General features: G+C 72.0%; 13 protein-coding genes. All 13 read left to right on the top strand.

The genetic code is table 11. From position 1 onward, the window contains the following. The first annotated feature begins 246 nt into the window (after positions 1-246). Complete coding sequence (locus ACIBJG_RS01060; protein ID WP_399302585.1) at positions 247-1,245, top strand: MBL fold metallo-hydrolase; 999 nt, start codon at positions 247-249, stop codon at positions 1,243-1,245. A 62-nt stretch (positions 1,246-1,307) separates the two neighbouring features. Beyond that, the gene (locus ACIBJG_RS01065) at positions 1,308-2,669 is read left to right on the top strand and encodes an ATP-binding protein (protein WP_399302587.1); all 1,362 of its coding nucleotides are present in this window, start codon (positions 1,308-1,310) and stop codon (positions 2,667-2,669) included. Continuing rightward, entirely contained in the window at positions 2,666-3,091 is a 426-nt protein-coding gene (locus ACIBJG_RS01070) for a roadblock/LC7 domain-containing protein (RefSeq protein ID WP_399302589.1), read from the top strand. The genes ACIBJG_RS01065 and ACIBJG_RS01070 overlap by 4 nt, the downstream gene beginning before the upstream one ends. After that, complete coding sequence (locus ACIBJG_RS01075; RefSeq protein ID WP_399302591.1) at positions 3,088-3,441, top strand: DUF742 domain-containing protein; 354 nt, start codon at positions 3,088-3,090, stop codon at positions 3,439-3,441. The genes ACIBJG_RS01070 and ACIBJG_RS01075 overlap by 4 nt, the downstream gene beginning before the upstream one ends. Further along, positions 3,419-4,033 carry a GTP-binding protein gene (locus tag ACIBJG_RS01080; protein WP_399302593.1) on the top strand — a complete coding sequence of 205 codons (615 nt, stop codon included), beginning with the start codon at positions 3,419-3,421 and terminating at the stop codon, positions 4,031-4,033. Before ACIBJG_RS01075 ends, ACIBJG_RS01080 begins: the two co-directional genes overlap by 23 nt. Further along, positions 4,030-5,292, top strand: coding sequence for a cytochrome P450 (locus ACIBJG_RS01085; RefSeq protein WP_399302595.1), 1,263 nt, complete (start codon positions 4,030-4,032; stop codon positions 5,290-5,292). Before ACIBJG_RS01080 ends, ACIBJG_RS01085 begins: the two co-directional genes overlap by 4 nt. Before the next feature lie 83 nt (positions 5,293-5,375). Beyond that, a complete protein-coding gene (locus tag ACIBJG_RS01090) occupies positions 5,376-5,795 on the top strand; it encodes a cell division protein SepF (protein WP_399302597.1) in 420 nt (139 codons plus the stop codon). Positions 5,796-6,068: 273 nt separating this feature from the next. Next, a complete protein-coding gene (locus ACIBJG_RS01095; RefSeq protein ID WP_399302599.1) occupies positions 6,069-6,428 on the top strand; it encodes a nucleotide pyrophosphohydrolase in 360 nt (119 codons plus the stop codon). Positions 6,429-6,553: 125 nt separating this feature from the next. Beyond that, on the top strand, positions 6,554-7,090 hold the full coding sequence (locus ACIBJG_RS01100) for a DUF6099 family protein (protein WP_399302600.1): 537 nt from the start codon (positions 6,554-6,556) through the stop codon (positions 7,088-7,090). A gap of 90 nt (positions 7,091-7,180) precedes the next feature. Continuing rightward, on the top strand, positions 7,181-8,104 hold the full coding sequence (locus ACIBJG_RS01105) for an LLM class F420-dependent oxidoreductase (RefSeq protein WP_399302602.1): 924 nt from the start codon (positions 7,181-7,183) through the stop codon (positions 8,102-8,104). Between the two features lie 57 nt (positions 8,105-8,161). Further along, the gene (mmuM, locus tag ACIBJG_RS01110; RefSeq protein ID WP_399302604.1) at positions 8,162-9,127 is read left to right on the top strand and encodes a homocysteine S-methyltransferase; all 966 of its coding nucleotides are present in this window, start codon (positions 8,162-8,164) and stop codon (positions 9,125-9,127) included. Positions 9,128-9,170: 43 nt separating this feature from the next. Continuing rightward, positions 9,171-10,682, top strand: a complete 1,512-nt coding sequence (locus tag ACIBJG_RS01115; protein WP_399302606.1) for a 3' terminal RNA ribose 2'-O-methyltransferase Hen1 — start codon at positions 9,171-9,173, stop codon at positions 10,680-10,682. Beyond that, positions 10,679-13,309, top strand: coding sequence for a polynucleotide kinase-phosphatase (locus tag ACIBJG_RS01120; RefSeq protein ID WP_399302608.1), 2,631 nt, complete (start codon positions 10,679-10,681; stop codon positions 13,307-13,309). The genes ACIBJG_RS01115 and ACIBJG_RS01120 overlap by 4 nt, the downstream gene beginning before the upstream one ends. The last annotated feature ends 125 nt before the right edge of the window (positions 13,310-13,434 follow it).

The following is a 13,434-nucleotide window of genomic DNA, read 5'->3' on the forward strand; positions in this document are numbered from 1 at the left end:
TCAGTGGGTAATCGGCCTCCGTCGGTTTGACGACGGCCCGCCCCGCACCGGTGGCATAGGTAAGCGGAGTCAAGGGATCTGCCTAAAAGTGTCCCAGTTGTCCACTGCGGTGGCCTGTCCGGCCGCTCTCGTTCCGTCACCGGCCGACCGTCACCGGATCGGCGGAGGGGCGATTTCACGCCAACGGAGCCGGGTCGTGGCCGGGTTCGAACGCGCGACCGGATCGGGGTCGGCATAATCGCGACCATGTCGATCACGGGTGGAGACGTCGTTGACCTGGGCCGGGGCCTGTACGCATGGCTCCCGCCGAAACGGGGCTGGGGGCTGGCCAACTGCGGCCTGCTCGTCTCGCCCCGTGGCGCGCTCTGGATCGACACGCCGTACGACACGGTGCTGGCGGGCCAGTTCCTGGCCGAGAGCACGAAGCTGCTGCCCGACGGTGTCTCCATCGACCGCGTGATCGTCACGCATGCCAACGGGGACCACTTCTGGGGCGCGGGTGTGCTCCCCGACGCGGAGATCATCGCGACCCGCGAGGCCCGGGAGCACATCCACTACGAGCCCACTCCGCAGCAGCAGCACGCCCTGGTCAACGGGAGCGATCCGGCCACCGCGCTCGGCGCCTACCTCGGCCGTCACTTCGGCCCCTTCGACTGGTCGCAGACCGACCCGGTCCGGCCGACGACCTACTTCACCGGGGAGCTCGAACTGACCCTGGGCGAGTACCCCGTCCGCATCACGTCCCTGCCGTCCGCGCACACCACGGGTGACCTCATGGTCCACCTGCCCGCGCAGGGCGTCGTGTTCAGCGGCGACATCATCTTCTCCTCGACCCCGCAGCAGCCCGGCGACCACCCGATCCACTGGGCCGGTCCGCTGAGCAATGTGATCGCGGCCTGTGAACAGGTACTGGCCACCGGGGCCGAGACCGTCGTGCCGGGTCACGGACCCGTCCTCGACCGGGCCGGCGTACGCGACCACATCGTCTACCTGGAGTACGTGCGGGAGCGCGCCCACGCCTTCCACACCGCCGGGGTGCCCGCCGTCGAGGCGGCCCGCCGGGTCATCGGGGAGGGGCGCCACCCCGAACTCGGCCTCCCCGAGCGGCTGGTGGTCACGATCGGCAGCGAGTACCGGCAGCTCGACGGCTCCGAACTCCCCGGCGTGCTCCAGGTCATGACCGACGTCGCAGCGGTCGCGCAAGAAGTGGAGCAGGCCCGTGGGACGGCTGGCCGGGCGGACTGACCGCCCGGTCCTCTGCCGCCCCGGCCACAGGACCGACCCGACGACAGAAACGCGGTAACGGCATGGCATGGATCGTGACGGTGGTCGCCGTCATAGCCGCCGTGGCAGCAACGGCACGCGCCTACCGGGCAAACCGCTCGGAACAGCTGGCCGTGGCCCACGCAGAGCTCACCGAACGCCAGGCGAAGGCCGCCGAGGCCCGTACCGCGGCCCTCGTCGACGAGATCCGGCAGCTGGCGCACAAGCGGATCCCCGCCGCCGCGCTCGCCCTCTCCCACCCCAGCGCCCAGGTCCCCGGACTGCGGGAGGCCGCCGAGGTCGACGGCGGCGCGGCCCGGCTGCTCACCGAGGCCGTGCAGGCGGCCAGGACCGCGGTCATGGAGGAGCGGCAGCGCGTCGACGCGGCCGCCCGCGCGGCGATGCGCGGTACCTCGGCCAAGATCCAGTCCCTGCTCAACCAGTCCCAGCAGCTGCTGCACGAACTCCAGCACGAGTACGACGATCCGCGCATCCTGCAACTGGACTTCCGCAACGAACTCGCGCTGCGCCGCACCCAGTCCACCGCCGTGCTCTGCGACGCGTGGCCGGGCCTGGCCCGGCAGAGCTCACCCCTCGTCGAGATCGTGCTCGGCGCCCAGTCCCGGGTCGCCGGCTACGAGCGGATCAAGGTGGCCAACCACCTGCGCGACGAGCGCCTCGCACTCGCCGCACGGGCGGCCGAACCCCTCGCGATCGCCCTCGCCGAGCTGCTCGCCAACGCCACCGCCTACTCGCACCCCGACACCGATGTGCAGGTGACGGTCCAGCAGAGCGGCGGCCGGGGCGCGTTCCTCGTCGTCGACGACGCGGGCATCGGCATGGACGACGACGCGCTCGACCGTGCCCGCGCGCTGCTGGCCGGGCCCGCCGAGGTGCTGCTGACCGAGCTGGGCGACCCACCGCAGACCGGGTTCGCCGTCGTCGGCCGGCTGGTGGTGCAGTACGGCTTCCACTGCCACATCGAGGCCTCGCCGTTCGGTGGCATGCGAACGATCCTGCGGGTCCCCGCTCATCTGCTGACCGTGCTGGAGGACGACCACACCCTTTCCGTCCTGGCCCCGGTGCCCGTGTCGGCCGCCCCCGGCCCGGAGCGCCCGGCCGCCCTCGCGGAGCCCGTACCGCAGGAACCGCCGCCCTCCGCGGCACCTTCGGGGCTGCCCAGCAGACGCCGGCGCGCGCCGCGCCCCGTGGCCGCCGAAACGACCCCCGCCGCCCCGGCCGCCGGACGGGTGTCCCGTACACCCGAACAGGCCGAGTCTTCCTGGGCGGCACTCCAGCAGGGCACCCTGATCGGCAGGAGCGTCGCCGGGCGGGCCCCTGCACCGGATGCCGACGGCCACGACCACCTGGGCGACCAGGACGACCAAGGAGACGACGAGAAGTGAGCGCCCCCAGCCCCACCACCGGTGACCTCGCATGGGTGCTGACCCCGCTGCTGGAACTGCCCGGAGTCCAGCACGCCGTGGTCGCCACCGGCGACGGCCTCATCGAGGGCGCCTCACCCGGCCTCGACCGGGCGTCCGGCGAACGGGTCGCCGCCATGACGGCCACGCTGCACGCCGCGGCCCGCGCCTTCACCACCGCCTTCACCAACGTGGAGGCCCCGCAACTGGCCCAGACGGTCGTCGAGTCGGACCTGGGCTTCGCCATCGTCGTACCGGCGGGGAAGAACACCACGCTCGCCCTGTTCGCCGAACCCGGCGCCAAGCTCGGCGACATCGCCTACCAGATGCAGGTGCAGGTCACCGCGCTGACGCGGGCGATGCACGCGCCCGCCCGCCAACCGGACTCCGCACCCCGGCCATGACAGCCGGCCCAGGACGCCGCCTGATCCCCGCCTACCTCGTCACCGGAGGCCGGTCCCGGCCCACCGGTCCCGCGCTCGACCGGCTCGCCGTGCTCGTGCGCACCGAGGAGGCCCTGCCGCAGGACACCGGCTCGGAGCAGCGCAGGCTGTGCGACCTGCTGGAGCCGGGCGCCCTCACCGTCGTCGAGTGCGCGGCCCATCTGGACCTGCCGGTCAGCGCCACCGTATTCCTGGCCACGGACCTCGCGGCCGCCGGACTTCTGCTCACGCGACCGCCGATACCCAGTGCCGGGGAGATCGACCGGTCGCTCGTCGAGAGGCTGCTCGTTGGACTCCGCTCCCTCCACTGACCGGACGGACGTCGGCTACTTGCCGGCTGCCGCCCGGACCCTGATGAAACTTGTCGTCACGGGTCCCTTCGGCGTGGGCAAGACGACCCTGATCCGGACCCTCTCGGAGATCCCGACGCTCCACACCGAAGAGGCGATGACCCAGTCCAGCACCCTGCTCGACGACACCGCGGGGCTCCCCGAGAAGACCACGACGACGGTCGCCATCGACTTCGGGCGCCTCACCGTCCTGGACGACCTCGTGCTGTACATGTTCGGCACCCCCGGCCAGGATCGGTTCCTGCCGCTGTGGGAGGACATCGCGCGCGGGGCACTGGGCGCGCTCGTCCTGGTGGACACCCGCCGGCTCGCCGACTCCTTCGCCGTCATGGACATGGTCGAGGAGCAGGGCCTGCCGTACGCCGTCGCGGTCAACCGCTTCCCCGACGCCCCCGCCCACAGCGACGAGGTCCTGCGCGCCCATCTCGACCTCGACGCCGGGACCCCGCTGGTCCAGTGCGACGCGAGGGAGCGGCGCGGCAGCATCGACGCCCTGATCGCGCTGGCCGAGCACGTGCTGACCCGACTGCCGCAGCCCGAGGACCCGTCATGACTTCACATCCGCAGCCGCCTCAGCCCATGGCGCTGTACGGCCCCGACTTCGCGGCCGACCCGCACGGCCACTACCGCAGACTGCGCGAGCAGGGCCCCCTCGCGCCGGTCCGGATCGCCCCCGGCGTCGAGGCGATGCTCGTCACCGACTACCAGGCGGCCGTCGATCTGCTGCGCGACACCCACACGTTCAGCAAGGACCCCCGCGCCTGGCAGGCGACGGTCCCCGCGGACTCCCCGGTGCTGCCCGTGCTCGGGCACCGCCCCACCGCGCTGTTCAGCGACGGCGCGGAGCACACCCGTTACCGCGAGGCCATCAACGACACCCTCGCCCTGATCGAACCGCACATCCTGCGCGCCGAGGTGGCCAGGGTCGCCCAGCAGCTCATCGGGGCGTTCGCGGAGACGGGGAGCGGCGACCTCGTCACCCAGTACGCCCGACGGCTCCCGCTGCACGTCTTCGTCACCTGGTTCGGCGTCGATCCCGCGGACGGCGAACGGATCGTGGGCGGCATCGGCGGCATGATGAACTCGGCCGAGGGCGCCGCCGCCGCGTACGCCGACCTCGTCGACGTCGTCACCCGCCTCGTCGCCGACCGGCGGGCCCGGCCGCGCCGCGACCTCACCTCGTACTTCCTCGCACATCCGGCGAACCTGGACAACGACGAGACTGTGCGTCAGATCACGTTGCTGATGAGTGCGGGTCACGACCCGACGACCAACCTGATCGGCAACGCGATCCTGCACATGCTCACCGACGAGCGGTACGCGGGCTCACTGCACGGTGGTGCGATGACCGCTCACGAGGCGATCAACGAGGTCCTGTGGCAGGATCCGCCGATCGCCAATATGGCGGCGCACTACCCGCGTCACGACACCGAGTTCCACGGGGTCCGGCTGCGCGCCGGGCAGCTCGTCCTGGTCTCCTTCGGAGCGGCCAACACCCAGTCGGAGCCCGTCAGTTCGGACGCAGTGGTGCGGTCCGGGGGCAGTGCTCACCTGGCCTGGTCGGCCGGCCCCCACCGGTGTCCAGCGAAGCAGCCGGCCCTGCTCGTCGCGATGACCGCGATCGAGCAGCTCACCAGTCAGCTGTGCGATGCGGAACTAGCTGTTCCGGTGGGCGAACTCCTCTGGCGACCGGGCCCGTTCCACCGCGCTCTGGTGCATCTTCCGGTACGTTTCACCCCCCTCGACACCACCGTGTCCGCGGGCCCGGAGTGGGAGCCGGACGGCCGGCCGATGGTTCCGATCGGTTCCTGAACCGTGTCGCTGGTAGGCCGAACGGGTGAGGGGCGAGAGAATTGCCCGATGAACAGTGAGCGCAGCCGGCGCAACGCCAACCGATGCACAGACGGGGTGGTCCGGTGAGCAGGTACGACAGGTATGACGTCACGGACGAGCAGTGGGAGGGGCTGGCCCAGGTCGTACCGCTGCGCAGTCGCAACGAGTGGCCCTCCCGAGTGGACCACCGCACGGTCCAGGACGAGCAGCAGAGCGCCGAGCAGCGACGCATGGTGGTACTGCGGGTCCAGATCTTCGCGGATGCGCGGGAGGTCGCCGAGTACCTGGTCGCGCAGATTCCGGTACTCCTCGACCTGACCAGTGCCGAGACCGATGTGGCCAAGCGGATCCTGGACTTCACCAGCGGCGTCGTCTTCGGGCTGGGCAGCGGAATGCATCGCGTGGACCGGAACGTCTTCCTGCTGTCTCCGGTCGGCATGGAGGTCGAGGGCGTGACGGCGGCGGGTGTGCCGGGGGCGTAGGGGACGTGCGACGGGGCCACCACGCATCCGGTACGCCGTGACCGGATGCGGCGGCCCCGGTACGCGGTGACCGGGTGCGGCGGCCCCGGTACGCGGTGACCGGGTGCGGCGGCCCCGGTACGCGGTGACCGGGTGCGGCCTCGGTACCGCCTGGCACGGTGCGGACCCGGTACCGCCTGGCACGGTGCGGCCCCGGTACCGCCTGGCCGGGTGCGGCCCCGGTACGCCGGCTGCCCGCGGGCCCGGCCGAGGCGCGGTGGTAGACCTGGGGCCGTGACAGAACTCGACGTACACGCGCTCCAGCGGCGGCTCGCGGCATTCGCGGCCGCACGCGACTGGGAGCAGTACCACACCCCGAAGAACCTCGCGTCGGCGCTGAGCGTGGAAGCCGCCGAACTCGTGGAGATCTTCCAGTGGCTGACGCCGGAACAGTCGGCGCGGGTGATGGAGGACCCCGCGACGGCACCCAGGGTGGCGGACGAGGTCGCGGACGTTCTCGCCTACCTGCTGCAGTTCTGCGAGGTGCTGGGGATCGATGTGCTGGCCGCGCTGGAGGCCAAGATCGAGCGGAATGAGGGGCGCTTCCCGGTGCCGGAGCCGGTGGATCCCCCCTTCGGTCACTCTTCGGAGTGATCGACTTATTCACATTCGATTTCGTGTCCACAGATTTCCGAAATCCCCTGGCCTTTCGGTACCGCCACCCTCACTGTGGGTAATGGAAGAGGTGAGCGGGTTTTCGCGTCGAACGGGGGCACGGGATGGAAGCGGAGCGGCTTGTAGCAGTCATCCGGAGGGCACTGGCGCAGAGCCGGGGCACGCCGGACATCATCGCCGAGGCCTGGCAGGCCCAGGCGCTGGCGCAGGCGATCGGGAGCCGGCTGGCGGCGAGCGGCCCCAAGGAGTTACGGGGCGAGGCGAGCGGCCTCAGCGAGATCGGCGGACGGAGCAACGGGGCGCTGGACCACCCGGCGGCCCGGGCCGGTGTGGCCCGGGCGGCGCAGCTCTCCGAGGTCGCCGATCCGCGAGCGGCCCTGGCCGGCCTCGGCGCGCTGCTCGGGGAGGTGGGGATAGCCCTGGTCGGGGTGGCGTGCGAGACGGATGAGCAGGGCCTGTACTGGCAGTGCATGGAGGCGATCGACGCCGCCGACGAGTCGACGGACCGGGTGCACGGCATGCTCCGGGTGCTCGACGAGCGGGACCGGGAGCGGCGGGAGGATATGGAGCGCGGCCGGGAGCGGGACGGCCCGCACGGCGTGCTGCACGGACCGGTGGGACCGGGCGCCGACATCGGTTGAACGTCCGGCATCCGGGTTGCCCGGGACGCGGCGGCGTGGGGAGACCGACCGGAGAGGAGTGCGTGGCATCCGGAGGTGCAGGATGGATGCATGGATCTTCGAATCTTCACAGAGCCCCAGCAAGGGGCCAGCTACGACACACTGCTCACCGTCGCGAAGGCGACCGAGGACCTCGGTTTCGATGCCTTCTACCGGTCCGACCACTACGTGCGCATGGGGCAGGGCGACGGCCTCCCCGGGCCGACGGACGCATGGATCACGCTGGCCGGGCTGGCACGCGAGACCAAGCGGATCCGCCTCGGCACACTGATGACGGCAGGGACGTTCCGGCTTCCCGGTGTGCTCGCCATCCAGGTGGCGCAGGTCGACCAGATGTCCGGCGGCCGCGTCGAGCTGGGTCTGGGTGCCGGCTGGTTCGAGCAGGAGCACAAGGCCTACGGCATCCCCTTCCCCAAGGAGAAGTTCGGCCGGCTGGAGGAGCAGTTGGCGATCGTCACCGGCCTGTGGGCCACCGAGGTCGGCAAGACGTTCAGTTACGACGGCACGTACTACCAGCTCACTGACTCGCCCGCGCTGCCCAAGCCCGCGCAGGCCAAGGTGCCGGTGCTGATCGGCGGGCACGGCGCGAAGCGGACGCCGCGCTTGGCAGCGCAGTACGCCGATGAGTTCAACATCCCGTTCGCCTCGCTGGAGGACAGCGAGAAGCAGTTCGGCCGGGTCAGGGCGGCAGCCGCGGAGGCGGGGCGCGGGCCCGACGACCTGGTGTACTCCAACGCCCTGGTCGTCTGTGTCGGCAAGGACGACGCGGAGGTGGCGCGCCGCGCCGGCGTCATCGGGCGGGACGTCGCGGAGCTGAAGGCGAACGGACTGGCCGGCTCGCCCGCGGAAGTCGTCGACAAGATCGGCAGGTTCGGCGCGATCGGGGCTTCGCGCATCTACCTCCAGGTGCTGGACCTCGACGACCTGGACCACCTGGAGCTGATCTCGTCGCAGGTCCAGTCACAGCTCGCCTGAGACAAGCCGCAGGTCCAGCCATTCCAGTCACAGCTCGCCTGAGACAAGGAGACCCTGGTGTCACCCGCCCACGATCCCGGCCGCCCGGCCGGTGCACCCGCCCGCCCCCTCGCCACCGCGCTCGCGGCGGGGACGGTCCTGCTCGACGGCGGGCTCTCCAACCAGTTGGAGGCGCAGGGCTGCGATCTGTCCGACGCCCTGTGGTCGGCCCGGCTGCTCGCCGACGGGCCGGAGCAGATCGAGGCCGCGCACGCGGCGTATGTGCGGGCGGGGGCGCAGGTGCTCATCACCGCCAGCTACCAGGCGAGTTTCGAAGGGTTCCGGCAGCGCGGGATCGGGCGGGCGGAAGCGGCAGGACTCTTCGCCCGCAGCGTGGAGCTGGCCCGTCGGGCGGCCGGGGCGGTGGACCGGGACGTCTGGGTCGCCGCCTCGGTCGGTCCGTACGGGGCGGTGACGGCGGACGGGGCGGAGTACCGCGGCCGCTACGGGCTCACGGTCCGGGAGCTGGAGCGTTTCCACCGCCCCCGGATCGAGGCCCTGGCTGCGGCCGGCCCCGATGCGCTGGCGCTGGAGACGGTGCCGGACACGGACGAGGCGCAGGCGCTGCTGCGGGTGGCGGGGGAGTGCGGGCTGCCGGTCTGGCTCTCGTACACGGTGACCGGTGACCGGACCAGGGCCGGGCAGCGGCTGGAGGAGGCGTTCGCCCTCGTCGGCGGAGAGGAGCAGGTGGTGGCGGCCGGGGTGAACTGCTGCGATCCGGCCGACGTGGACGGGGCGGTCCGGGCGGCGGCGGAGACTGCCGGGAAGCCGGTCGTCGTCTATCCGAACAGTGGTGAACGCTGGGATGCGAAGGGGAGGAGATGGACCGGGGGCGCCACGTTCGACACCCGCCGGGTCCGGGCCTGGCAGGACGCCGGAGCGCGGCTGGCCGGCGGCTGCTGCCGGGTCGGTCCGGCCACCATCGCGGAACTGGCCGCGCTGCTCGACGAAGGAGGGGCGACACCCAAGCCCGGGGAGAGGTGAAAATGCCTGGTGAGGGCGAATGAACCGGACCATACTCGGACGTGTGTTCCTGACGATCAGTACCACCGGCACCCCGGAGCGTCCCGCCACCGATCTCGGTTTCCTGCTGCACAAGCATCCCGAGAAGGCGCAGACGTTCTCCACCTCCCATGGCATCGCGCATGTCTTCTATCCCGAGGCGTCCGCGGAGCACTGCACGGCGGCGCTGCTGCTGGAGGTGGATCCCGTGGCACTGGTGCGGCGGGGCAAGGGCAAGGGGCGTGGCGGTGCCCCTGACGCGGCGCTGGCGCAGTACGTCAACGACCGCCCCTACGCCGCGTCCTCGCTGCTCTCCGTCGCGATGAGCACCGTCTTCAAGTCCGCGCTGAGCGGCACCTGCAAGGCGATGCCCGAGCGGGCGGCGGCGCCGATGCCGCTGCGGATCGAGGTGCCCGCACTGCCGGCCCGTGGGGGTGCCGAGCTGGCGCGAAAGCTCTTCGGGCCGCTCGGCTGGTCGCGAGTGGACGCGGTGGCCGTACCGCTGGACGAGCAGTTCCCCGAGTGGGGGGAGTCCCGGTACGTACGGCTCGTCCTGGAGGGCGAGTTGAGGCTGGCGGACGCGTTGCGTCAGCTGTACGTCCTGCTGCCGGTGCTCGACGACGCCAAGCACTACTGGGTGGCGCCGGACGAGGTGGACAAGCTGCTGCGGGCCGGCGAGGGCTGGCTGGCCGACCACCCCGAGCAGAAACTGATCACCAGCCGCTATCTGTCGCGGCGCTGGGGCCTGACCCGGGAGGCGATGCAGCGGCTGGAGCTGGTGCGGCTCGCCGAGTCCGACGACCTCGATGTCGAGAGCATCGACAACGCCGTCGACGAGAGGGCTGACACCGAGGAGCGGCCGGTGCCGCTCGCCGAGCAGCGCCGGGCCGCGATCCTGGCGGCCCTGACCGCCGCAGGGGCGAGTCGGGTGCTCGACCTGGGCTGCGGACAGGGCCAGTTGGTACAGGCGCTGCTGAAGGACGTGCGGTTCACCGAGATCGTCGGCGTGGACGTCTCGATGCGCGCCCTGACGATCGCCTCGCGCCGGCTGAAGCTGGACCGGATGGGGGAGCGCCAGGCCGCCCGGGTAACGCTGCGGCAGGGTTCGCTCACGTACACGGACAAGCAGCTGAAGGGCTACGACGCGGCGGTACTGAGTGAGGTCATCGAGCACCTCGACCTGCCGCGGCTGCCGGCCCTGGAGTACGCGGTGTTCGGCGCGGCCCGCCCCCGCACCGTGCTCGTGACCACGCCGAACGTCGAGTACAACGTCCGCTGGGAGACCCTCCCGGCCGGGCACGTCCGGCACGGCGACCACCGCTTCGAGTGGACCCGGGCCGAATTCCGGGACTGGGCGGGCGAAGTGGCCCGCAGGCACGGGTACGGGGTGGAGTTCGTCCCGGTGGGCCCCGACGACCCCGAGGTGGGGCCGCCCACCCAGCTGGCCGTGTTCACGATGAACGCGACCGGTGACACCGACACGTCCGACGCGCCGGCCGAGGCCGGAAGGACCGAGAAGGAGGCGAAAGCCGCATGAGCAGGACCAGTGACAGCACGCATGACAGCACGCGTGACAGCACGCGTGACAGCACCGGGCGGACCGGGCGCACCCTGCCGGTGACCGACCTCTCCCTCGTCGTCCTCATCGGGGCGAGCGGCTCGGGCAAGTCCACCTTCGCCCGCAGACACTTCAAGCCGACCGAGATCATCTCCTCGGACTTCTGCCGGGGCCTGGTGGCCGACGACGAGAACGACCAGAGCGCCAGCCGGGACGCCTTCGACGTCCTGCACTACATCGCGGGCAAGCGCCTGGCCGCGGGACGGCTGACCGTCGTCGACGCCACCAACGTCCAGTCCGAGAGCCGCCGTCAGCTGGTGCAGCTGGCCCGGGAGCACGACGTGCTGCCCATCGCCATCGTCCTCGACCTGCCCGAAGAGGTCTGCCTCGCTCGCAATGCGGCCCGCCCGGACCGTGCGGACATGCCCCGGCACGTCGTCCAGCGCCACCGCCGCGAGCTGCGCCGATCGCTGCGCGGCCTGGAGCGCGAGGGCTTCCGCAAGGTCCACGTCCTGCGCACCGAGGAGGAGGCCGAGCACGCCGAAGTGGTCCTGGAGCGCCGCTACAACGACCTCCGCCACCTCACCGGCCCCTTCGACGTCATCGGCGACATCCACGGCTGCAGCTCCGAGCTGGAGACCCTGCTCGGCAAGCTCGGCTATGTGGAGGGCTCGCACCCCGAAGGGCGTACGGCGGTGTTCGTCGGCGACCTCGTCGACCGCGGACCCGACAGCCCCGGCGTGCTGCGCCGCGTCATGTCCATGGTCTCGGACGGCAACGCGCTCTGCGTGCCCGGCAACCACGAGAACAAGCTCGGCCGTTACCTCAAGGGCCGCAAGGTCCAGCAGACCCACGGGCTCGCCGAGACGATCGAGCAGCTGGAGCGGGAGGACACCCGGGACCCGGAGTTCCGGGAGCGCGTCGGGGAGTTCATCGACGGGCTCGTCAGCCACTACGTGCTGGACGACGGCAAGCTGGTCGTCTGCCACGCCGGTCTGCCCGAGAAGTACCACGGACGCACATCCGGGCGGGTCCGCTCGCACGCCCTCTACGGGGACACCACAGGCGAGACCGACGAGTTCGGACTGCCGGTGCGCTACCCGTGGGCGGAGGACTACCGCGGCCGCGCCACCGTGGTCTACGGCCACACCCCCGTCCCCACCACCTCCTGGATCAACAACACCATCTGCCTGGACACCGGAGCGGTGTTCGGCGGGAAGATGACCGCGCTGCGCTGGCCGGAGCGCGAGCTCGTCGACGTACCGGCGGAGCAGGTCTGGTACGAGCCCGTGAAGCCGCTCACCACCGAGGCGCCGGGCGGCAGGGAGGGCCGGCCGCTGGACCTCGCCGATGTGCAGGGCCGCCGGATCGTGGAGACCCGGCACATGGGCCGGATCGCGGTGCGCGAGGAGAACGCGGCGGCCGCGCTGGAGGTCATGAGCCGGTTCGCCGTCGACCCCCGGCTGCTGGCCTACCTGCCGCCGACCATGGCGCCGACCGCCACCTCGCACGAGGAGGGATATCTGGAGCACCCGGCCGAGGCGTTCGCGCAGTACCGGGCGGACGGCGTGGACAGGGTCGTGTGCGAGGAGAAGCACATGGGCTCCCGGGCCGTGGCCCTGGTCTGCCGTGACGCGGACGCGGCGCGGGAGCGGTTCGGGACCGGCGACTCCGGGCCCGGCGACCTCGGCAAGGGCGGCCCGACCGGTGTGCTGCACACCCGCACCGGGCGGCCGTTCCTGGACGACCCCGCGCTCACCGAGGCCGTGCTGGGCCGGCTGCGCGAGGCCGTCACCGCCGCGGGGCTGTGGGAGGAGTGGGACACCGACTGGGTGCTGCTCGACGCCGAGCTGATGCCCTGGTCCCTGAAGGCCGCCGGTCTGCTCCGCTCGCAGTACGCGGCGGTCGGCGCCGCGGCCGGAGCCGTCTTCCCCGCGGCCACCGGGGCCCTCGCGGCAGCGGCGGCACGCGGCATCGACGTCGGCGCGCTCGCGGACCGGCAGCGGGGGCGGGCCGAGGACGCGGCCGCGTTCACCGAGGCCTACCGCCGCTACTGCTGGAGCACGGAAGGACTGGACGGGGTGCGTCTGGCGCCCTTCCAGATCCTCGCCGTCCAGGGCCGCTCGCTCGCCTCCGTACCCCATGACGAGCAACTGTCCTGGCTGGACCGGCTGGTGGAGCACGACCCCACAGGTCTGCTCCAGGTCACCCGGCGGCTCGTCGTCGACACCGCGGACGAGGCGTCGCTGCGCTCCGGCGTCGACTGGTGGCTGGAGATGACCGGCCGCGGCGGCGAGGGCATGGTCGTCAAGCCGCTCGGCGCGCTCGTCAGGGACGGCAAGGGCCGCCTCGTACAGCCCGGCATCAAGGTGCGCGGCCGGGAGTACCTGCGGATCATCTACGGCCCCGAGTACACCCGCCCGGAGAACCTCGACCGGCTGCGCGGCCGCTTCCTCGGCCACAAGCGGTCGCTCGCCCTGCGTGAGTACGCCCTGGGCCTCGAAGCCCTGGACCGGCTGGCCGAGGGGGAGCCGCTGTGGCGGGTCCACGAGGCGGTCTTCGCGGTCCTGGCGCTCGAGTCGGAGCCGGTGGACCCGCGACTGTAGGGCCTTCCGGCGGGGGGGGGCCCCCCCCGCCCCCCCCCCCCCCGGCGGGGCGGGGGGGGGGGGGGCGGGGGTGACCGCGGCCCCCCCGGGGGGTGGGGGGGCGGGGGGTGAAATTGAACAACCCC

It is taken from the genome of Streptomyces sp. NPDC050422 (assembly GCF_044458665.1).
GTDB lineage: Bacteria > Actinomycetota > Actinomycetes > Streptomycetales > Streptomycetaceae > Streptomyces.